Origin of the sequence: Calothrix sp. 336/3, from assembly GCF_000734895.2 — a bacterium.
Taxonomy (GTDB): Bacteria; Cyanobacteriota; Cyanobacteriia; order Cyanobacteriales; family Nostocaceae; genus 336-3.
On record NZ_CP011382.1, the window covers coordinates 5,115,426 to 5,136,606 of the forward strand.

General features: G+C 41.2%; 18 protein-coding genes. 10 read left to right on the plus strand and 8 right to left on the minus strand.

Annotated features, from left to right (window positions below; genetic code table 11):
* The first annotated feature begins 122 nt into the window (after positions 1 to 122).
* Positions 123 to 1,148 (plus strand): substrate-binding domain-containing protein, encoded by a 1,026-nt coding sequence (locus IJ00_RS21255; RefSeq protein ID WP_035156448.1) that lies wholly within the window; start codon positions 123 to 125, stop codon positions 1,146 to 1,148.
* Positions 1,149 to 1,187: 39 nt separating this feature from the next.
* Positions 1,188 to 2,258: a PstS family phosphate ABC transporter substrate-binding protein gene (locus tag IJ00_RS21260; protein ID WP_035156449.1), complete on the plus strand. Its 1,071-nt coding sequence runs from the start codon at positions 1,188 to 1,190 to the stop codon at positions 2,256 to 2,258.
* Between the two features lie 23 nt (positions 2,259 to 2,281).
* On the opposite strand, the gene IJ00_RS21265 is transcribed toward IJ00_RS21260, so the two are convergent.
* Entirely contained in the window at positions 2,282 to 3,001 is a 720-nt protein-coding gene (locus IJ00_RS21265) for a Crp/Fnr family transcriptional regulator (RefSeq protein WP_033336317.1), read from the minus strand.
* 246 nt (positions 3,002 to 3,247) lie between these two features.
* On the opposite strand from IJ00_RS21265, the gene IJ00_RS21270 reads away from it, so the two are divergent.
* Positions 3,248 to 4,153 (plus strand): hypothetical protein, encoded by a 906-nt coding sequence (locus IJ00_RS21270; RefSeq protein ID WP_052754510.1) that lies wholly within the window; start codon positions 3,248 to 3,250, stop codon positions 4,151 to 4,153.
* A 220-nt stretch (positions 4,154 to 4,373) separates the two neighbouring features.
* On the opposite strand, the gene IJ00_RS21275 is transcribed toward IJ00_RS21270, so the two are convergent.
* Positions 4,374 to 5,219, minus strand: a complete 846-nt coding sequence (locus IJ00_RS21275) for a Cof-type HAD-IIB family hydrolase (RefSeq protein ID WP_035156454.1) — start codon at positions 5,217 to 5,219, stop codon at positions 4,374 to 4,376.
* A gap of 410 nt (positions 5,220 to 5,629) precedes the next feature.
* Here IJ00_RS21275 and IJ00_RS21280 point away from each other — a divergent pair, with 410 nt between their 5' ends.
* From IJ00_RS21280 to IJ00_RS21290, 3 genes are all read left to right on the plus strand, one after another.
* Entirely contained in the window at positions 5,630 to 6,424 is a 795-nt protein-coding gene (locus IJ00_RS21280) for a DUF4114 domain-containing protein (protein ID WP_035156457.1), read from the plus strand.
* Between the two features lie 89 nt (positions 6,425 to 6,513).
* A complete protein-coding gene (gene polA / locus IJ00_RS21285; protein ID WP_371259619.1) occupies positions 6,514 to 9,435 on the plus strand; it encodes a DNA polymerase I in 2,922 nt (973 codons plus the stop codon).
* Positions 9,436 to 9,473: 38 nt separating this feature from the next.
* On the plus strand, positions 9,474 to 10,445 hold the full coding sequence (locus IJ00_RS21290) for an alpha/beta fold hydrolase (protein WP_035156460.1): 972 nt from the start codon (positions 9,474 to 9,476) through the stop codon (positions 10,443 to 10,445).
* 141 nt (positions 10,446 to 10,586) lie between these two features.
* Here the strand turns inward: IJ00_RS21290 and IJ00_RS21295 are convergent, their stop codons facing one another.
* From IJ00_RS21295 to IJ00_RS30010, 4 genes are all read right to left on the minus strand, one after another.
* Complete coding sequence (locus tag IJ00_RS21295; RefSeq protein WP_035156463.1) at positions 10,587 to 10,937, minus strand: type II toxin-antitoxin system PemK/MazF family toxin; 351 nt, start codon at positions 10,935 to 10,937, stop codon at positions 10,587 to 10,589.
* Positions 10,930 to 11,406 (minus strand): UPF0175 family protein, encoded by a 477-nt coding sequence (locus tag IJ00_RS30005; RefSeq protein WP_082127372.1) that lies wholly within the window; start codon positions 11,404 to 11,406, stop codon positions 10,930 to 10,932. The genes IJ00_RS21295 and IJ00_RS30005 overlap by 8 nt, the downstream gene beginning before the upstream one ends.
* A 23-nt stretch (positions 11,407 to 11,429) precedes the next feature.
* The gene (locus IJ00_RS21305) at positions 11,430 to 11,708 is read right to left on the minus strand and encodes a lipopolysaccharide assembly protein LapA domain-containing protein (protein WP_035156465.1); all 279 of its coding nucleotides are present in this window, start codon (positions 11,706 to 11,708) and stop codon (positions 11,430 to 11,432) included.
* Between the two features lie 294 nt (positions 11,709 to 12,002).
* Positions 12,003 to 12,125 carry a hypothetical protein gene (locus tag IJ00_RS30010; RefSeq protein WP_256388825.1) on the minus strand — a complete coding sequence of 41 codons (123 nt, stop codon included), beginning with the start codon at positions 12,123 to 12,125 and terminating at the stop codon, positions 12,003 to 12,005.
* Between the two features lie 242 nt (positions 12,126 to 12,367).
* Between IJ00_RS30010 and IJ00_RS21310 the strand changes: the two genes are divergently transcribed.
* Entirely contained in the window at positions 12,368 to 13,192 is an 825-nt protein-coding gene (locus tag IJ00_RS21310) for a PD-(D/E)XK nuclease family protein (RefSeq protein ID WP_035156467.1), read from the plus strand.
* 189 nt (positions 13,193 to 13,381) lie between these two features.
* Here the strand turns inward: IJ00_RS21310 and IJ00_RS21315 are convergent, their stop codons facing one another.
* Positions 13,382 to 15,052, minus strand: coding sequence for a transglutaminase domain-containing protein (locus IJ00_RS21315; RefSeq protein ID WP_035156470.1), 1,671 nt, complete (start codon positions 15,050 to 15,052; stop codon positions 13,382 to 13,384).
* A 625-nt stretch (positions 15,053 to 15,677) separates the two neighbouring features.
* Here IJ00_RS21315 and IJ00_RS21320 point away from each other — a divergent pair.
* From IJ00_RS21320 to IJ00_RS21330, 3 genes are all read left to right on the plus strand, one after another.
* Positions 15,678 to 18,560, plus strand: a complete 2,883-nt coding sequence (locus tag IJ00_RS21320; protein WP_035156474.1) for a cation-translocating P-type ATPase — start codon at positions 15,678 to 15,680, stop codon at positions 18,558 to 18,560.
* A 114-nt stretch (positions 18,561 to 18,674) separates the two neighbouring features.
* Positions 18,675 to 19,805: a DNA replication/repair protein RecF gene (gene recF, locus IJ00_RS21325; protein WP_035156477.1), complete on the plus strand. Its 1,131-nt coding sequence runs from the start codon at positions 18,675 to 18,677 to the stop codon at positions 19,803 to 19,805.
* Between the two features lie 217 nt (positions 19,806 to 20,022).
* Entirely contained in the window at positions 20,023 to 20,439 is a 417-nt protein-coding gene (locus tag IJ00_RS21330) for a hypothetical protein (RefSeq protein WP_035156479.1), read from the plus strand.
* Here IJ00_RS21330 and IJ00_RS21335 read toward each other — a convergent pair whose 3' ends face one another.
* Positions 20,440 to 20,919 carry an MgtC/SapB family protein gene (locus IJ00_RS21335; protein WP_035156481.1) on the minus strand — a complete coding sequence of 160 codons (480 nt, stop codon included), beginning with the start codon at positions 20,917 to 20,919 and terminating at the stop codon, positions 20,440 to 20,442. It abuts the gene before it with no gap.
* Positions 20,920 to 21,181: the final 262 nt, after the last annotated feature.

Sequence of the window (21,181 nt, forward strand, 5' to 3'; positions counted from 1 at the left end):
CTCGGAAAATTAATTATTCCAGGGGGTTGTGAGCAAGTTCAAGCAAAAATTAACCACTTCTTAACCTATAAGGGTGAGCTAAATGGGAAATTTTCTATATGGATAAAAAATCATACAGTCCTATGACCCATAAAAACGAAATTCCTGTATTGTTCTTAGCTTTATTTTTGACTTTAGGATTAATTGGTGGAGTCTTTTATTGGCTAGCCAATAACTCTCTTGTTTCTTCTCCTAATCTGTTCAGTTCTCAAAAAGTCAATAAATTAAATTCTGGTTTTCTGGAAGTCAAAAATGTACCTTCAGGATTATTCCGTTATGGAGGCAGTACAACCTGGGCTCCCATTCGTCGAGATGTGGATTCTCAAATCAAGACTATGTTACCCAAGTTTGGCATAGTTTATACAGATCCAATTTCTGAACCTCCTGGCTCAGGGTCAGGGATTAAAATGCTTTTAAGTAACCAATTGGCATTTTCCCAGTCATCACGTTCTTTGAAGACGGAAGAATATCAGGAAGCGAAAACAAAAGGTTTTACCCTTAAAGAAATACCCGTAGCCATTGATGGTATCGCGATCGCTGTCCATCCTAGTTTGAAAATTCCTGGTTTGGCGATCGCCCAAATCCGAGATATTTACACAGGTAAAATCACAAATTGGCAGCAAGTTGGGGGAGAAAATTTGCCGATTGTACCCTATTCCCGTCAGCAAGCAGCCGGTGGCACTGTAGAATTTTTTGCAAAGGAAGTTTTAGGAGATAACAAATTTGCCGCCAATGTCAAGTACGTTCATGATACAACTCAAGCCCTGAGAGAAGTGGCTCAAAATCGCGCTGGTATATACTATGCTTCGGCTCCAGAGATTGTAGGACAATGTAGTGTAAAACCCTTACCTATCGGCAAAACCACTGAAGAGCTAGTCACACCCTACAAAAAACCCTTTATTCCCCTCTCTCAATGTCCACAAAAACGCAACCAAATTGATAGTAATGTTTTTCAAACGGGAGAATATCCCATTGTCAGAAGGTTATTTGTGATTATCAAACAAAATGGGCAAGCAGATGAAGTCGCGGGCGAAGCCTACGCCAATCTTCTACTCACAGAAAATGGTCAAGAATTAATCGATAAAACTGGATTTGTCAGAATCCGTTAATTAATTAACAAAAATAAAAATTTAGATTTAATTATTTTTATGTCACAAAAAAATGAAACACCTATATTAGTTATTTCTCTAATCGCCACTGTTGCCTTGATAGGGGGTGGTTTTTGGTGGTTTTCTAAAAATTCTAGTTTTAATTTCAATCAATCAGGACAAACTCAAATAACTAACAACCCCAGTGCCAATAAGACTAATACCCCATTACCAACAGGTGAAACCAATACAAATACATTCACCAATGTATCAAAGGTTCCTACAGGCATATTTAACTATGGTGGTAGTACATCTTGGGCACCACTACGTCTAACCGTGGATTCAGCAATCCAAGCAGCTAGACCAGAATTTCGTCTACGTTATGTAGAACCAACCCAGGGAACTCCAGGTTCGAGTACGGGTATTCAATCTCTAATTGAAGGCAAAATTGACTTTGCCCAATCATCTCGTCCTTTGCTAGATGGGGAATTAAACCGTGCTAAGGAGCGAGGTTTTATTCTGCAACAAATCCCTGTAGCCATTGATGGCTTAGCTGTAGCAGTTAATCCCAATCTTGATATTCCCGGGATTACCATTGAGCAACTCAAAGGCATCTATACAGGCAAAATTACCAATTGGAATCAGGTTGGTGGTAGTAATATTCCCATAAAACCCTATTCCCGTCGTGTAAGTGACGGTGGGACTGTGGAGCTATTTATCCAAGACATTTTGGGTGGTGAAGTTTTTAGCTCCAAGGTAGAGTTTGTTTCCACTACCACCCAAGCCTTGCAAAAAGTCGCTAGCAGTCCAGGCAGCATATATTTTGCCTCCGCCCCAGAAGTTGTTCCTCAATGTTCGGTTAAACCCTTGCCATTGGGGCGAACACAAGGGCAGTATATCGCTCCTTACCAAGAACCATTCGTTCTCCCGTCTGAATGTCTCAGTAAACGGAACAAGTTGAACATTGAGGCTTTTCAATCTGGCAAGTACCCTCTTACCCGAAATCTGTTTGTGGTGGTGAAACAGAATGGGCAAAGGGAAGAACAAGCAGGTATTGCTTATAGCAACTTACTGCTAACTCAGCAGGGGCAGGAGTTAATTACCCAAGCGGGATTTGTCAAAATCCGCTAACACCTGCCATTGATTACTAGCTTTTAGCTAACTCTGTTAATCGACTCTGCTGGTAAACAAATTAAGTTATCACCTTGGGTCAAGATTAAGCCACGTTGACGTAACTTACCCATCAAGCGAGTAACAGTCACACGGGTAGAACCGATAGCACTACCAATTTGAGCATGGGTCAAGGGGAAAGGCAGACAATAGCCACGAATGACATCGGGGTCGGTTTCGCTCATTGCTGGCTCACCATATTCCTCAATTAGCAAAGTTAGGAATCCCAGTAGTCTGTCAATGGTACGGCGTTGACCTAAAGCACTCAGCCATAGAAGTTTACGTTGGTGCTGATAGCGGAAAGCATCCATTACTTCCCGACGGAAGTGAGGCCAGTTATCTAAATCGTGCCAGTACATCCATAACACCGCAGTTTGGTCTACGTGGGCATAGGACTGCAATGTAAAGGGTGATTGAGCCACAATTTCAAAGGGCTGCCCTGCGCCAACAAAACCTAAGAAAGCTTCTTCTGGGGTTCTGTTGATGCGACGAGAAGTTAATTGACTGGCGGTGGCACTCACTTGGGCTGTACCAACCATACGAATCGCACCCCTTTGCACCAAGTACAGCAAACCGGGACGAGCGGGAATGCGCTCATCTTTGCTGAAGGTGCGGCAGCGATAGTGTTCTTGCGCCCAGTCAAGAATTCGTTGCCAAGTTAAGAACGGACGTGATGCTTCGGAAAAAGAGGATGGAGATTGCATAGGTAACAAAGAGCTTTAGGCTGAAGACAAAGACGTAAAAAAAAAAGGGTGCAAGGAGTGTCTTTGCGTTGGCGGGTCAGGCTTAACACCTAACAGTGCCAGCCATCCAAAAGTAGAAAACTAAGTCCTACTCTTTTGTTATACTTCCTACTGTACAATGATGGTAGTAAAATTTACTCACTTTCAAAGAAAATTTGCATAATTCTAATTTTTCTTCCCATAAAATAAAGTTCTATCTTTAGACAGATGACAGCAGAGCAAGGCATTGGTAGAAATGTCCTGTCAACCGAGGACTCTGTGCATCAAATATTACCAGTTAGCAAATACACATCAGTAAAGCAGCTAATATACGGTCAAATAGAGGATGCTCTCAGTACTTATACTTATAGACAAAAATGGGTATGCAGGTTTAAGGAAAATATTCCTCTATCTCAAGGTAGAGATGATAACGAGATTTTATATATTACTGGTCTAGCTTTAAAGTTAGGGAAATCTGAGAATTTGCGATCGCCAGAGGTTGCCGAGGCTCTTTTTTCTCATTTATCGGTGTCTGGTGGCGACGTTTTTTGGGTAAAGATTGTTCCTCCCGGTTGGATTCATTTACAAATCAAGGATGTTTTTTTGGCAGAATGGCTGCAACATTTGTTGAGGGGAGGGCTGAAGCAGCAAGTATCAAGCAGAGGTCAGCAAAGCTGGGAAGCCCAGAAATTATTGCCTGTTGACAATGGTTTTTTCCCGATGCAATACGTTTATGCTCGTTGTTGTGCTTTGGTGCGTTTGAGTGTGAATGAGGGAATTATTACTCCACAGAACCTCAAGGATGGTTTGCTATGTCTGGATTTGCCTTGGTTAGATTCCCAGGGAACTTTACGTATTCGCCACCCAGCAGAATTTAGTCTGTTATCTCAATTGGTGCAAACTGTGGACTATTTAAGATTTAGTCACACACCAGAGTTTACAAAGTGGGAAAAAACAGGGATGGCGATAATTCCTGTCTTTGATGCTTTTTGGCGACAATGCCGCATTTTTGAAGTGAAAAGTACTGCACCACAACTGGCTTTGGCAAGATTAGGGTTAGTGATGGTGACTCAAGTTGTATTGCGGTGTCTTCTGGAAGAGAAACTAGGTATTCTTGCTCTGGAAGAACTTTAACTAGGATATGAAATTGACGCTCTATTTAAGATTTCCAAAATAAAGCTTTTCCCTTACCTGACGTGAGCAAATTATCTCAAATTAGCTCTTGACTAGTTTTCGGCTTAGATATATACTTCTGGGTGTGTGAGGAGCGAACCAGAAAGAGCACCGAGACGAAACACGGCCAGTCGTCGGTGCTCTTTCTGATTTTTTGGGTAGATTTATGTCTTGGAAATGTTCAGGACAAGATGAATTTGTTGATTGCGATCGCCACTCCGTCTTCTTCAACAGTGGGAGCTACCCATTGAGCGATCGCCTTCACTCCATCTGGAGCATCACCCATGGCGACTCCAACACCTGCATAGGTTAGCATTTCTAAATCATTAAAATTATCACCAATAGTCATGACGTTTTCTGGCTGAAGTCCGAGCATTTCTTCGGCAAGGTAGCGAACTGCTGTACCCTTGTTGACAAAGGGGTTAGCAGCTTCAAAGAATGTAGCTACAGATTTTGTCAAGTACAGTTCCTGTGGGGTGTATTTCTGCCGAAGATTGGTTAATAAGTTATCAATAATTGCTGTATCGTCGCACAAAGCCAGAATTTTCGTCGGTTCTCGATCTAAGGTATTACGTAAATCTCCCACTTCGATGGGGGTGATACCAGAACGTTTGGCATAAACTTTGGTTTCTCTAGTAATTTGACGAACATAGAGTTGATCATCGATGTAGAAATGTACCGAAAGTTGGTGACGTAACTCTGGTTGCTCAAAATAATCTAATAACTGTTCTGTTAGTTGACGAGTTACAGGTCGATGTTGATGAATTTTACCTGTGATGGGGTCTTGTATCCAAGCACCTTGGTAAGCAATCAGAGGTAGCTCAGAGGCAATTTCCCGATGAAAACGCAAAGCAGAACGATACATTCTCCCCGTAGCAACTGCTACTTGAATACCCTGGGATTGGACGCAGGCGATCGCTGCTTTCACGGATTCACTGACTTTATTTGCTTTACCGGCAATCGTACCATCAATATCTACTACCAACAGCTTAATTGCAGATGGGGAAGAGGTAGATGTTAGGGACATAAATTTTATGAATTGGGATAGTGCAGCCAGAAATAAAAGATTAACAGATTATCCGCAAATATTGTTAGTGAAATAACAGCCGTGTTGAATCAAGAATAGTTGCATCTCAAGGAAATACTGAAATCTCCACTCCCAATTCTCAAAATATGGCTATCTAGAGAATATTCCTGTTAATCATATCAGTAGTTTCCGACAAAAGAGCTAGCATGATTAATACAGAGTTTCAGCTTTTTAAAGCATCAATATAACTGAATTAATATCAGCTAAAAATATTTAATAAAATTTGATATTTACTCTAGACATTTATGTAAACAATCAGTTATCAATGAAAGATATCAAGAGAAAAACAGCTGCATTTGTTTGAATAATACCTACACCAAACGCCAAGAAAGAGATAACAGAGAGTTTTCATGATTAACAACACCTTCACCAAACTATTTACAGCTGCGACTATCCTTGGAACATTTTCTTTCGTGGCTCCGGCTCATGCTAGTATCCTCACCAATGCCAATAACTGGAGTAGTCTCACTAAATATGAAGTAAAGGATAAAAGCACTGACACAAGTGGTTTTAAAGTGGCTGATTATCAAAAGTATGTGCAGAGAGAAAGATTAGAAATTCCTGATAGTAAACTTCCCAAAATTGACTTAACAACACTCAAGCTCAAGGTTGATCATAATGTTCGTGTTTGGTTTATCAATGAAGGGGCAGCCTTCAAAAACCAATTAGCTTTTAGTGCAACTAAAGGTAATACAGAAAAGACGGGATTAATTTTTGAAAATGCCTCTTGCTATAAAACAGCAACTGTTAATAAAGAATGTCAATTAGCTGATGATAAGGGTGTTTTAGATCCTGGTGACTACGTTGATATTGGTAACATTTCCGCAGGCAGTCAACTAGATTTCTTCTTGAGAGCAAATGCAGGGAGTAATGTTTTTAGTGCCAATGTAGCAACAAACCCAGATAAGCTAGATCATATGGTTGCCTATCAACTGGGTAAATACGTATTGATTGGTTTTGAAGATTTGTTTGGTGCTAAAGGTGCAACAGGAGGAAAAAATCAGAATTCCGACCGTGATTTTAATGATACAGTCTTTGTGGTTGATATGGGTGAATTAGAATCTATTCCCGAACCTGCAACTGGTGCGGCAATTCTCGGTGTTGGTGCTTTAGGAATGTTAAAAGCACGTCGCCGGCAAAAATAAGAGAAAAAGTCTGCTTAGATGGAATCTTGCTGTTACGAAAGGGGTGTATATAGATACAATAGAGTCATGCTCTTAAATGTATCGCTAAATTGACTGTTAATTCTGTGATTTCCCAACGCCCTACCCTGATTTTGGTAGATGGACATTCTCTAGCTTTTCGTTCCTACTTTGCCTTTGCTAAAGGTAGAGATGGGGGATTAAGAACCAAGACAGGAATTCCCACCAGTATCTGTTTTGGTTTTCTCAAATGTTTATTAGAAGTCATAAAAATGCAGCAACCAGAAGCAATGGCTGTTGCTTTTGACTTGAGTACACCCACATTTCGCCACGAAGCAGACGAAAATTATAAAGGCGATCGCCCAGAGACACCAGAGGATTTTATCCCTGATTTAGAGAATTTGCGTGAATTGCTCGCAGCTTTGAATTTAACAGCCTTGACAGCACCAGGATACGAAGCTGATGATATCTTGGGAACCTTGGCACAACAAGCTGTCAGGGATGGTTATCAGGTAAAGATTCTCAGTGGCGATCGCGATTTATTTCAGTTAGTTGATGCAGAAAAAGCAATATCTGTGCTTTACTTTAGCCCAGAAGCTTTAAAGCGTTCTAGCAATGGGATTACAGAATTTAGTGCGGCAGAAGTTCAACAAAAATTAGGCATTCTTCCCTCTCAAGTTATTGATTTTAAAGCTCTTTGCGGAGATAAATCTGATAACATTCCTGGAGTTAAAGGAATTGGAGAAAAAACGGCAGTTCAATTATTAACTACCTATGGTTCTCTCAGCAATATCTATAACTCCTTGGATGGAATCAAGGGAGCTACCCAAAGGAAATTAATTGAAGGGAAAGAAGATGCCGAAAAATCTCGCTATTTGGCGGCGATAGTTCTGGATGTTCCCCTGGAAATCGATTTAGTAAATTGTAAATTACAAGGTTTCAATACTGAGGCAATTGTTCCCATTCTAGAGAAGCTGGAATTTAAAAAGTTTCTTCATCAAATCAACGAAATACAAGAAAAATTTGGTGGAATAAACCCAATCGCCACAACATCTTCTGAAGATATTACAACAGAAGTTGATAATGATAATGACCTGTGGTTTTTTAGCTCAGAAGATACAGCCAACTTTCAAGAAAATCTCTCTCAACAATTACCTATTCAACCTCGAATTATTGATACTGTTGCCCAGTTAAACGAATTAGTAGATATCTTAAAAACATTTACTAATCCTGAAGTTCCCGTTGCTTGGGATACGGAAACCAGTGCATTAGAACCTAGAGATGCACAATTAGTTGGCATTGGCTGTTGTTGGGGAATACAACCTGATGAAGTTGCTTATATTCCGATTAGTCATAAGTTGGGTAATAATTTAGATAAGCAAACAGCTTTAGATATTCTCAAAGAAATTCTCGAGAATGAGAAGTACCCCAAAACTTTCCAAAATACAAAATTTGACCGTTTAGTCTTTCGATGTCAAGGAATCACACTACAAGGGGTCGTATTTGACCCTATGTTAGCAAGTTATATCTTAAATCCTGACAGCAGTCATGCCTTAAATGAATTAACTCAAAAATATCTGGGATTACAAATTCAAAGCTACGCAGATTTAGTTCCTAAAGGTAAAACTATTGGGGACATGAGTATTATGAGTGTAGCTCAATATTGTTGTTTACAAGTTCATGCCACCTATCAACTAGTTGCAAAATTACGTACAGAATTACAAGTTACTCCTACCTTAGAAAAGCTTCTAACGGAAATTGAACAACCCTTAGAAGTAGTTCTGGCAGATATGGAATATCAGGGGATTCGTGTTAACAAAGATTATTTACAAGAACTTTCCCAACAATTAGAAATTGATTTAGCAAAATTAGAACAACAGGTACATGGGATTGCAGGAGACAAATTTAACCTTGCTTCTCCTAAGCAATTAAGCCAAATTTTATTTGAAAAAATGGGTATCAGTACCAAGTATTCCCGCAAGATTCAAACAGGATATTCCACAGATGCGGCAACTTTAGAAAAACTCCGAGAAGTCGATACTACAGGAATTATTGAGGCAATCACAGAATATCGTACCCTAGCAAAATTAAAATCTACCTATGTAGACGCTTTACCAGTATTAGTGCGTCCAGATACTCACAGAGTCCATACTAGTTTTAATCAAACTTCCACATCTACTGGTCGATTATCTTCATCCAATCCTAATTTACAAAATATTCCAATTCGGACAGCATTCAGCCGGCAAATTCGTAAAGCTTTTTTACCTGAATCTAATTATTTAATCGTCGCTGCGGATTATTCACAAATTGAATTGAGAATTTTGGCTCACTTAAGTCAAGAACCAATTTTAGTAGAAGCCTATCAAAACAACGAAGATATTCATACTGTCACAGCTCGGTTAATCTTTGAAAAATTAGAAGTGACAGCAGATGAAAGACGCGCAGCTAAAACAATTAATTTCGGCGTAATTTATGGTATGGGTTCTCTAAAATTTTCCCGTTCTACAGGAATTGATAAAAATTTAGCAAATGAGTTTATTCAAAGGTTTTATAGTCGTTATCCTTTGGTATTTGAGTACTTAGAAAGTGTGAAAAAGCAAGCAATTTCCCAAGGATATGTAGAAACTATCTTCGGCAGAAGACGTTATTTTGAGTTTACCAGTAATAGTTTAATTGCCTTGAAAGGGAAACATCCAGAGGAAATAGAACTGAGTAAATTAAAGAATTTAGGACAGTACGACGCTGGTTTACTACGTTCTGCGGCAAATGCACCAATTCAAGGTTCTAGTGCCGATATTATTAAGATTGCCATGGTGAAATTGCAGCAAATTTTATGCAAATATCAAGCGAAATTATTATTACAAGTTCATGATGAATTAGTCTTGGAAGTACCACCCCAAGAATGGGAAGAATTAAAGCCTCAAATTAAATCTGTCATGGAAGATGCGGTGCAATTAACTGTTCCTTTAGTGGTGGATATCCATGCGGGTGACAATTGGATGGAAGCGAAGTAGGGCAATGAGATTTTGATATTAAGAAATTATTTAGCGTTATGCCAATTTATGGAGCAGATGGGATTAATTTTCAAGGTGTAGATGGCGATCGCTATTGGTTTGAGCAACCCTTTGAATTTACAGGAATCCCTGACATTGATACTCCCTTGAGTAACTTCCCCGTCTCCGTGTTTCTTCCTTCCCATCGCTCCCCCCAGGAAACACCCCTAGTAATTGCTCTCCAAGGAATGGCTGCTCCCTATGGTTGGAATGCTTTCATCGTACCGACACTGACACAAATGGGGATTGCTGTTGCTCTCCTAGAGACTCCCTTTGCTGGAGAGCGTAGTTTGGTACGCACTTTTTCCGCAATGGTTTCCCAGGAACTTCAACCATTAATTGCTAGAAATATTTATTTTGATACCCAATTATTATTCAAAATTTTCAGTTGTACCGCTCGTGATATTAGCCTAGTCAGGGAATTTTGTGGCGATCGCTATCACCTGACAAATCCACGAGTTGCTCTTTTTGGTATGAGTATGGGAGTTTTATTTTCCGGCTATGCTTTTACTGCTAACGGAATTGGTGAAAGATTACTAGGGGCGATCGGACATACTAATCTCCAATTATTTGCAAAAAGCTGGGGTGGCTCCTTACTCCCAGATATTGCCGCATCACCCCTGCTAAGAGTTATGGAACCCCTGGTTTATAAAATTAAGCCCGAACTACGCACAGTCATCAAGATCATGCAATTAACCAAAAATCTTAAATCTCCTGATGAATTTGGGCGTATTTGTAACCCGATGCACTATATTAACCGCGTCGAATCTCACCGTCGAGTGCGTTTTCTCCTAGGAGCAAACGATAACCTTGTGAATATTCGTGATGCCCGTTCCTGCGCAGCAGATTTCCCCAATGGTGAATGCTATGTGGTTCCAGGAATGGGACATGGCAAAATCCAATGGGGACCAAAATTTGTGGATCATGTGCGCTATTTTCTTGTGACTCAATTAGGAGACTGGCAAAATTGATATTTTGGGGAAACATCCTGGGATATTTCCCCCTATTTTTAAGTATCTTATTTTTCTATGAGGGCTGAAATAAACGCCTTCAGCACATTCCTAAATCGATTTATAAATCATTTTCCCATCTGTCTCCTTAGCCAATTTGACCTACTCATAATCAACACAAATTACCAAACCTGCAAGAATTTCTTGTAAAACTGCTTGAGAAACCTGTCCCAGACGCATAGTAAACCTCTCCGTAGAGACGCTACGCAGTTGCAGGAGATTACCTGCCGAGTCTTGAGCCAATCCATTATCCTCAGTACGCTTAATCGAAACCATAAAGGGACGCTCTTGAAATCTGGGTTGCCAGCTAGTGAGGGGGACAACTATCCGCATAGGAATGGTAGCAAAAAGTTCAGAATTGATAACGACTGCGGGGCGAGTTTTCTGAAGTTCTTGCCCGACGGTAGGATCTAGCTGGACTAACCAAATTTCACCACGCTTTGGGTTAGTCATTACCTCTGTCGCAGTTTTCGACTTCTAACATCGGGAATTCAGCGAATTCAGGATCTAAGAAGTCTTCCGCTGTGGCAGCAATGAAAGGAACGAGTAGTCTGTGGCGTTCTTCCACTGGTAAAGCTGCAATTTGACGTAAAGATAGCTGAGATTTGCTCGCTACCGCAGTTGAGTCACTATCTATGTCACTCCCCAATCTATCAGGGACGTAGGATAAAGAACTAGTATCGATATCACTCCCTAATCTATCGGGGACATAGGACAGAGAAGCAGTTTTATAACGAGAAAGAGCATCCATAAATTCTGAACAGCTTAAACCTGCGATTTCTGCGGCTTTACGCTGGGAAATTTCCCCTAATTCGTACCACTTGACAGCAGCAGCGATACGCATTTCCTGAACAAATTCACTCGGTTGTTTGTGGAGGGCAGAAAATACACTATCTGGTAATTCAAAGGAAACGCTTTTCACTCTTGATTACTCCCAATTAAGCCTTAAAAATCTTCGTTGTCAAGGAAAAATTCAGCATCTTCATTCGATGAATTATGATTTCGTTCCGTACCAGCTAACCCCCAAAGTGGTTGGAGAAGAGATATACCAATCATGCCAACAGCCGCACTCACGGCTAAAATTAAGCCGAAAGGGATTTGGATGGATTGGAATGTAAGAAACCTCAGAGAGACTGGTTCGGCGTTTTGTGCTGAAATGATGGCGATCGCCATCACCCAAAAACCCAAAATTATTGATGTTAGGAGATTTGCAAGAGTTTTCATAACTGTCTAGCGGGCGATCGCCCAGCCACCTTCCGCTTACTAGCGACACAGGTACAAAGTTTGCTACTTCTATCTTCGCGTATTTATGTCCATAACGCGAGTAAATTAACTACTAGATTTTTTTTCAGTGATTCTCGTCTCATGTATCAGTAAACCTTGAGAATGTTGATAAAGCATGACAAAAAAATCCTGGAAATATGATTTTACGGAAATGACAGAGAAAATTGCTCAGTATGTTTCGTGAATTGAGGACAAGTACCCCAGAGATAAGCCTATAAGCACGCCCAGGGAAAACTACTGACAGCCAAACTCCACTGGTAATACATTATCACCAGCTTCTCTACTTTGGATATTTGCCACAATAGTATCAGTAATTGTCAAAGTGACATCACTAGTACGAGCAGGAATATCTCTCATTGCCGTCTCCTTCCATCGCTCAACAATATTTGTCGGTGGGCAAGACGGTTGTTAAAACGGTTATATTCTCAGATTTCTACCTGTTGGACTCAAGATAAGGTCAGATGGGTTGACAGAATCCTGCTAAGAGTTCTTAGTCCCAATCTCAACTTTTCAGCCCAGCCGGTATGAACATAGCCGTTTTTGTAGCTTGTAGAGTTACAGTTTAGCCCCACCGTATTGTCTCTCACCCGTTCTCAGCAATGTCAAACCCTGAGCAACCTTTCGCTAGTTATCACCTTTGGTCGTTAATTGCCCCAGCCACAGGGCAACAACGCTGGCATTGCCAGATGAGGAGAGGTTTTGTTAAAGCACGCCAACACGAACCACGAATTAAGGCACTAATGGCGAAAGTCACGGCTTCTCAACGTATTGGACTGCTAGCACAGAAAGGAGTTTATGAATTTCATCAGAATAGACATTGGTTACAGCAAACAGATGGAGTGGAAAAGGTTGCACAATTACTAAAATTAAGCAATTTAGCCCATGAAGTTCAGCAACGTGTAATGCAAATTCTGCAAAGATATTACGATGCTCCGTTGCTTTCAGGAAAACGCATCATTTTGTTAACTCGCGGCGATGAAGGTTTTCCCAAACCAATTCTAATTGAACAAGCAAATTATTGCTTCCGTTTATATGCGGCAATGGATTGCATATTTATTGAGTCAGGAGACACACTGCATATTCTTGATTTCAAAACCGGAAAATCGGATTTTGATCGCAGACAGGCTTTGGTATATTTGCTTGCAGCAAGCTACCTCTACCCTCGTCAACAGGCAGTGGCATCATTTTATAATTTGGAAGTCGGTAAAAAATCGGAATTAATTAATGTCAGTTCTGGAGAACTTAATAAAATAGAGTCTGAACTTGCACAGGTCGCTCGCAAACATCAACAGGACTTACAAAAATATCATGAGAATAGTAATTTATTTCCTGATATTTTCCCCCCTAATCCTGGCTATCATTGCCGCTTTTGCCCTTTCAACTCTATTTGTGAATTCTCCTCTGTGCATATTCCTGGAATTTAGTAATTTAAATAGATAATCGTATTATTGCTCAAAAGATAAAATCATTTATTTCCTAGGAAATCTTAATACTAGAATATCCCATTTTGTAAGGTAAACATTACTGCTTACCTCTTAACACAGGCAAGGGCACCTGTGCCACTACCGAATGGGATATTTTTATTTGAAAGTCCCTTGCTTTATCAATAGCCCCTAAAAACCTGGCAATTCTTCCAAAATTCTAAAGCGAATATGATTAATTGCTAATTCTCCAATGGAAATTTCTTCCTTAGTTAAACGTTGTCCTTCACTGATTAAAGTTTCAAAGGAAATACCTTTACCAATTTCAACATGATACCAACACAAACCCATAAAAAATCTTGTGGGATGAGGTCCATAACCGCCAACATCATCAGGGTTTGATTCCATTGGCAACCAACCAATTCCCGGAACGTAAAACTCTAACCATACATGGTTGAAATCGGGCTGGAGGGGAACTCCTTGTAATTCTCCAAAGGGAGGGCATTTATAACGTCCTACAGTACGGCAGGCAATACCATTTAAGCGGCAAAGGGCAAGCAACACACCAACATACTCTCCACAGGAACCAACACCCCGTTCTAATACCACATCTGGGGTATCAATATAGGGTTTAATTCCGTAGGAAAGTTTGTCGTAGACGTAGTTTCGGATACTATACATTTTGCGTAGTAAGTTGGTTTCAGTGCCAACTGCATCACGGGCAGCGCGACTGACAATGCTTGTATCCATTGCTAATTCGTCATCATCAACGAGATAACGAGCTTGAAATTCTGGGGGCAATTCTGGGATATTTTCGACATCTCTGGGGGTAATACGGTATTTTATACCTCGTAATTCCAGGATTGCTTTCCAGCCGAAAAGGTGGCGTTCACCGGGGGTAAGAGCTTCAAACTTGAAAACTGCGACTCGTTGTCCTTCAATAATTTCTTCCGTGAAGGGAATACCGACAGGTTCCAGGTGCTTGACTTTTTGCCGTTCTGTGTCAGAGGGGAGGGCAATTCGCCACTCTACATCTGGGAGATAAACTTCATCAAGGGGGGAAATTTCCTCCACATAGGACATCTCTACAAGATAACCATTGGAAAGAGCATAACGTTTGTCACGGTTGAAGTGGTAGTGAAGAGGGTGAATAAAAGTGCGATCGCGGTAAGTTAATTCATGACTGGGGTGAGCATTAGGATTATCCCGAATATAGGGTTCCTCTGATGCGTAGGCAACGTAAAGTGTCTGTTTACCTGTGTGAGTATCTGTATGAATGGCGATGCCTGTGGGAGAATCAAAGGGAGTGAGAACGTTAAATTGAATTTCTCCTGTAGCTCGATCTAAACAATAAACAGTCTGTTCTGCTGTGTCACTGACCCAGAGATTATCACTATCTACGGCTAAATTTTCTACTCCGACTCCAGGAGCATAAAAGCGAGTAATTTCCTTGCGTGTATCACGGTCAAAAATCAAGATATACCCTAGCTTTTCACAGCTGACATAGATAGTAGATTCCCATACCGCAATGCCATCTGCTGGGTAAGGTAAGGTGGCAAAATGTTCTAAACCTAAGGAATTCAGTTTACATAAATAAACATTGTGGCTTCTTGTCACCCACAGAGTATCCTCCCAAACTGCGATTCCGGTAACTTCCGTAAATTCCCGGATTTGATGAGGATTAATAATCTTTGTATTCTCAGAAACCAAGTCAATTTGCAGTAAATGCCCTTTACGGGTATCCATCGCAATGAGAGTATCTTGAATAAAAGCAATGCCACCCAAGGCAGCAGCACCGATTGGTCGAATAGTTTTTTGTCCAAACATTTGGCTTGTGGTAACACTGGGGATAGCAACACTCATACTCAGTTTAGATATTTAAAGGTTTGCACGCCTGGATTTTTTGGGTAAGACCAATTCGTAATTAGCAATTAGTAATTGAGAAATCACGCTTTGACAAGGGTTTGAGAACTGGGATATGTTTCCGGATTTTCGTGAAATGGTATAAAACCTGTTCCCTTTGAATCGTCCCACGCAAGCTGCACCCTATGACTTATTGCCTATTAGCCCTTCTCAATTCTCGATCTGTGTTATAAAGTACTGTGATTTCCACAGGCACACATAGATAGTTTGCCAGAAATACATTTGTAATTGTGATGAATCTTGCCTGATTTTGCAAATCAACATCACATTTATCATCTAGCAAAGGTGATAGTCAGTGCCGAGTTATGGGTGTAGAGTAATGAGTATTTAGTGAGAAAACTTTTGGGTTAGCTCGCTGAACACCATATAACAGCATACTTTGCATCAATATTGCATGGATATTGCTGACTACCCTGTAGAGTTGAGTGAAGTCTTCTGAGTAAACTTGTTAATAAAACTCCATTACTCAGTACCTATTACTCAGCACTATATCTTTAGTAGATGGTATTTGCAGCCATCACTAAATTATGATCGAATTTTGTAACCATTTCCTGTGACCAACACAATGTCTGCTCATTCTTTGCCCGATTCAGCCACCGTTTGGCATAGTCTAGAAGTTAATCAAGCCTTAGAACTGCTCCAAACGAGTGCAGATAATGGTTTAACGCCTCAAGAAGTAGAGCAACGGTTGCAAAAATATGGACCGAACGAACTAGAGGAAACTGGTGGTCGCAGTGCTTGGGAAATTCTCTTGGATCAGTTCAAGAACATTATGTTGTTGATGCTGATTGCTGTAGCTTTCATTTCCGGGACTTTGGATTTGTTAGCTTGGCAACAAGGGACTTTAAAACCTGGTGAAATTCCCTTCAAAGATACGATCGCTATCCTTGCCATTGTAATTCTCAATGGTATCCTCGGCTATGTTCAGGAGAGTCGCGCCGAACAAGCTCTAGCAGCCTTGAAAAAAATGGCTTCGCCGAATGTGCGTGTCATTCGTAACGGTAAACCCATGGAAGTCGCATCTAAGGATATTGTCCCTGGGGATGTGATGCTCCTAGAAGCGGGTGTACAGTTATCAGCGGATGGGAGGTTGTTAGAAGTTTCTAACTTGCAAATCCGTGAATCTGCTCTGACTGGGGAAGCTGAGGCTGTGAGCAAGCAAGCTGAACTGAAGCTCCCTGAAGATACAACTCTGGGCGATCGCCTAAATTTGGTTTTCCAAGGAACCGAGGTTGTCCAAGGACGGGGTAAGGTACTGGTGACAAATACCGGAATGACTACCGAATTAGGTAAGATTGCGGAGATGTTGCAATCAGTGGAGAGCGAACCGACTCCCTTACAGCAGAGGATGACGCAGCTGGGGAATGTGCTAGTAACGGGTTCCTTGATACTAGTGGCGATTGTTATTGTTGCTGGGATGGTACAAGCTTACCTGTCTGGTCTTTCCCAAAATGAATTATTTCTCAGATTCCAAGAACTGGTAGAAGTATCCCTATCTATGGCGGTTGCGGTAGTTCCAGAGGGTTTACCTGCGGTAATTACGGTAACTTTGGCATTGGGAACCCAACGAATGGTACGGCGAAATGCCCTGATTCGTAAATTGCCTGCGGTGGAAACTCTGGGTTCTGTTACTACTATTTGCTCTGATAAAACGGGAACTCTCACCCAAAATAAAATGGTGGTGCAGTCAATTTTCACCAATAATCAAGAGTTCCGGATTACAGGAGAAGGTTACATTCCCCAGGGTGACTTTCAATTAGGTGGTAACAAAATTGACCCAGGTGAATATGGAGAAATTCCTCCTCTGTTGGTAGCTTGCACAGTTTGTAATGATTCTGTATTGCAGCAGGATAAGGGGCAATGGCAAATTCTTGGTGACCCGACGGAAGGAGCGCTGGTAACTCTGGCGGGAAAAGCTGGTATCGAACAAGACCAGTGGAATAGTAAGCTGCCACGGGTAGCTGAGTTTCCCTTTTCCTCGGAACGCAAACGGATGAGTGTGGTTTGTCGCGTGGAGCAGGTGAATACGGGTTCATCTCCCATCGCAGAAATTGACCCGGCAATTAGTGGCTTGGTCAAAGATGAAAAATTCTTGATGTTTACCAAGGGTTCACCAGAGTTAATTTTGGCGCGTTCTACCCAAGTATTCCTAGGGAAACAAGTTATTAGCTTAACTGAAGAAGAAAGGGTGAGAATTCTGGCGGAAAATGACCGCATGGCAAGTAACGGTCTGCGGGTTTTGGGTTTTGCGGCTAAACCTTGGATGGAAGCACCTCAGGAAGGTAATGATGAAGCTTCAGAGCAAGGTTTGGTGTGGTTAGGTTTAGTGGGAATGCTAGATGCGCCCCGTCCAGAGGTGCGAGCTGCTGTTCAGGAATGTCGAGATGCGGGAATTCGTCCGGTGATGATTACTGGCGATCATCAGTTGACTGCAAGGGCGATCGCGATTGATTTAGGGATTGCTCAGGATGGCGATCGCGTAATCACGGGTCAAGAACTCCAGAAAATGAGTGACTCAGAACTGGAACAACAGGTCGATTTGGTCAGTATCTATGCTCGTGTAGCTCCAGAACATAAGCTGCGTATCGTGCAAGCGCTGCAACGTCGTGGTCGATTTGTGGCAATGACGGGGGATGGGGTAAATGATGCTCCTGCCCTGAAACAGGCAGATATTGGTATTGCTATGGGGATTACCGGGACGGATGTCAGTAAGGAAGCCAGTGATATGGTATTACTTGATGACAACTTTGCCACTATAGTTGCTGCCACCAAAGAAGGACGTGTGGTTTATACGAATATTCGTCGTTTCATTAAGTACATTCTTGGTAGCAACATCGGTGAAGTGATTACCATTGCTGCTGCTCCTATCCTAGGATTAGGAGGAGTTCCCCTCTCACCCTTACAAATTCTTTGGATGAACCTCGTTACCGATGGTTTACCGGCTTTAGCTTTAGCGGTGGAACCCCCGGAACCAGATGTGATGAAGCGTCCCCCCTTTAGTCCCCGTGAAAGCATCTTTGCCCGTGGTTTAGGCTCCTATATGATTCGGATTGGGATTATTTTCGCCATCATCTCGATTATTCTCATGCAGTGGGCATATTTACACGTACAAACCAAGGTGGAAGGACTCGATCCAGAAAGATGGAAAACCATGGTATTCACTTCATTGTGTTTAGCACAGATGGGACATGCGATCGCCATCCGTTCTAATAACCAATTAACCATCCAAATCAATCCTTTCTCAAATCCTTACGTATTGGGGGCGGTGGTTTTAACCAGTATCCTACAGTTGATGTTGGTATATGTTCCCCCTCTGCAATCGTTCTTTGGTACTCATTACTTAACCCCTTCAGAATTAGGGATTTGTCTTGGTTTTAGTGCATTAATGTTCGTCTGGATTGAAGGTGAGAAAATCTTCTTCAAGTTGATGGGTAAGAAGTCGGTTTAGGTTATGGGTGATGGGTAATGGGTAATAGAGAAAAGTTGATAGTTAACAGTTAACAGCAATAAACCTTTTACCCTCCCCGTCTTTACCCTTCCTTTTCCCTTTTCCAGTTTTCTCATGTATTTAAAAAACCTACTTCTACGACAATTTCGCAATTACCAGGAGCAGTATGTCGAGTTTACTGCTCCTAAAACTATTTTGGTGGGTAATAATGCTCAAGGAAAATCGAATTTGTTGGAAGCGGTGGAATTACTGGCAACACTGCGATCACACCGCACCCACCGCGATCGCGATTTAATTCAGGATGGCAAGGATTTTGCTTTGGTACAAGCTCATCTAATGCGAGACACAGGTGTGAGTGACTTGAGCTTAACTCTACGACGCAATGGCAGACGCACAGCAAACTTAAATAGCGAAAACCTGCGACGGCAGATGGATTTTCTGGGTGTTTTAAATGCGGTACAATTTTCCAGTTTGGATTTAGATTTGGTGCGGGGTAGTCCAGAACAACGTCGTAGCTGGTTAGATACCCTATTAATTCAATTAGAACCGATATACGCTCACCTTTTGCACCAGTACCAGCAGGTATTACGACAACGCAATGCTTTCTTGAAAAAACACCAGGATTTACCACCTCAAAGTCATAGGGAAGAACTGGCTATTTGGGATAATCAACTGGCGATCGCTGGTACTAGGGTAATTAGAAGACGCGATCGCGCTATCCAAAGACTCGCACCCATTGCTGAATCCTGGCATAGTAGTATTAGTGGAAGTACGGAAGAACTAAGTATCCAATACGCTCCCAATGTTCCCCTAGGGGATAATCAAGCGGAGTTAATTCACCAGACTTTTTTAGAAAAAATTCAACAGAGGGCGATCGCAGAATGGCGACAGTGTACCACCCTTGTTGGTCCCCACAGAGACGAAATTGAACTGATTATTAATCATACCCCCGCCCGTCAATATGGTTCCCAGGGGCAGCAACGTACCCTGGTGTTAGCCTTGAAATTAGCAGAGCTACAACTTATTGAAGAAGTCGTGGGAGAACCTCCCCTCCTCCTCCTAGATGATGTTTTGGCAGAATTGGATCCATCTCGCCAAACTCAGCTTTTAGATACGATTCAAGACCGCTTTCAAACTCTCATCACTACCACACATTTGGGAGCTTTTGATTCCCAGTGGCTAAATTCTTCACAAATTTTGACTGTAGACGCAGGGCAAATCTTGTTACCCCTGAGGGAAATGTAGATAAGGTGGGTTCAATGAGCTTGGATACTTTGATAAATCGAGAAAAAGCTCATAAGTAATTTCCTGCACATAACATAACTTATGGTTTGAGCCATATTTATATTTATTCCTTATACATGAGTTTTTCTCGGTTGTGGACTCTGGATTTCTGGAATAGAAATTAGTAGTTATGTCTTAAATATTACTTTAATCTCCCTGTGAGTCCCTAACTATAAGTATGGCTGTAAATAAAAAGATAAATGAGCAGGAAATCGCTTCTTTGGGTGCTTCATTGCGAGAAATTGAAAAAAAGTTTTTAAAGCAGGGAAAAAAAGAAGGAGTTAATCGAATTTGGTTTCAAGGAGGCGAACCATATTTTGATATATTTTTGGAATTAAATGACGATGAAATCACTTGGTTTCAGTTTACATTACGTGGTCAATCTCTTTCCTGGGATAAAAAACTCTCAACATGGCAGACTGGGCAGACAAATGAGATGAAAAGCGATGATGTGAGTTTCTATGCTGCCAGTAAAACGATTGAAAGTGATATGCAAATTGATTGGGAATTTGTGAATTTTGTCAAATCAATTCTCGAAACTAGAAAGGAAGAGGCGACATTTAGGAAAATTCTGGCTTTATTCCCTGTATCCTAACTAATGAATTTCCCATTTTTTGATAACATAAAGAATGATAAAAGTGGCAATAGCACCAATTAATCCTAGTCGCCACAATCCACACCCAGCAGCGATTCCTAGTGCTGCTGATACCCAAATTGCGGCGGCTGATGTTAGCCCCTTTACTTCTATTTTTGTTACTTGACTTTCCGTAGATGCACGGACAATTTCTCCTGCACCTAAAAATCCAATTCCCGTGCTGATACCTTGAATAATGCGAGAAAGAGCATCTGCCTGGGGTACTAATCCCTGAATTTCTAAGGGAATGAGGGTAAATAAAGCAGCTCCCACACTCACAAGAATATGGGTTCTTAAACCTGCTGGTTTTCTGTGCAATTGTCTCTCTAAGCCAATAATAGAGCCAACAAAAGCCGCAAAACAGATTCTCAAGATGAGATTCCATGTATCATTGTCAGATATCAAGGAAAGATTCGATGGAGTTGAGAGGACAAAGGTCATTGGGATAAATGCTTTTCTGGTATAATCGAGAAATTTACGCTACTAGCTTTTCTCGATAAGCTACCAAGACAGCTAATTTGACCATTGTGATGATTCGCTTACAGATTAAGGGTATAGGGCTATTTTTTGATTAGAAGCCTGTGTGGTCTTGATTTGATTGATTCAAAAAATTTTAAGTTTGTACTTTTTTACTTCTATCACTTTTGAGTTCTCCTCTCAATTGATTTTTTTTCGGTATTCATGGTTTAGCAGCGTCTGTATG

Bases quoted from the DNA above. Each gene is read 5' to 3' on its own strand.
- IJ00_RS21255 (WP_035156448.1), top strand. From the start codon at position 123: ATGACCCATAAAAACGAAATTCCTGTATTGTTCTTAGCTTTATTTTTG.
- IJ00_RS21260 (WP_035156449.1), top strand. From the start codon at position 1,188: ATGTCACAAAAAAATGAAACACCTATATTAGTTATTTCTCTAATCGCC.
- IJ00_RS21265 (WP_033336317.1), bottom strand. From the start codon at position 3,001: ATGCAATCTCCATCCTCTTTTTCCGAAGCATCACGTCCGTTCTTAACT.
- IJ00_RS21270 (WP_052754510.1), top strand. From the start codon at position 3,248: ATGACAGCAGAGCAAGGCATTGGTAGAAATGTCCTGTCAACCGAGGAC.
- IJ00_RS21275 (WP_035156454.1), bottom strand. From the start codon at position 5,219: ATGTCCCTAACATCTACCTCTTCCCCATCTGCAATTAAGCTGTTGGTA.
- IJ00_RS21280 (WP_035156457.1), top strand. From the start codon at position 5,630: ATGATTAACAACACCTTCACCAAACTATTTACAGCTGCGACTATCCTT.
- IJ00_RS21290 (WP_035156460.1), top strand. From the start codon at position 9,474: ATGCCAATTTATGGAGCAGATGGGATTAATTTTCAAGGTGTAGATGGC.
- IJ00_RS21295 (WP_035156463.1), bottom strand. From the start codon at position 10,937: ATGACTAACCCAAAGCGTGGTGAAATTTGGTTAGTCCAGCTAGATCCT.
- IJ00_RS21305 (WP_035156465.1), bottom strand. From the start codon at position 11,708: ATGAAAACTCTTGCAAATCTCCTAACATCAATAATTTTGGGTTTTTGG.
- IJ00_RS30010 (WP_256388825.1), bottom strand. From the start codon at position 12,125: ATGAGAGATATTCCTGCTCGTACTAGTGATGTCACTTTGACAATTACT.
- IJ00_RS21310 (WP_035156467.1), top strand. From the start codon at position 12,368: ATGTCAAACCCTGAGCAACCTTTCGCTAGTTATCACCTTTGGTCGTTA.
- IJ00_RS21315 (WP_035156470.1), bottom strand. From the start codon at position 15,052: ATGAGTGTTGCTATCCCCAGTGTTACCACAAGCCAAATGTTTGGACAA.
- IJ00_RS21320 (WP_035156474.1), top strand. From the start codon at position 15,678: ATGTCTGCTCATTCTTTGCCCGATTCAGCCACCGTTTGGCATAGTCTA.
- recF (WP_035156477.1), top strand. From the start codon at position 18,675: ATGTATTTAAAAAACCTACTTCTACGACAATTTCGCAATTACCAGGAG.
- IJ00_RS21330 (WP_035156479.1), top strand. From the start codon at position 20,023: ATGGCTGTAAATAAAAAGATAAATGAGCAGGAAATCGCTTCTTTGGGT.
- IJ00_RS21335 (WP_035156481.1), bottom strand. From the start codon at position 20,919: ATGACCTTTGTCCTCTCAACTCCATCGAATCTTTCCTTGATATCTGAC.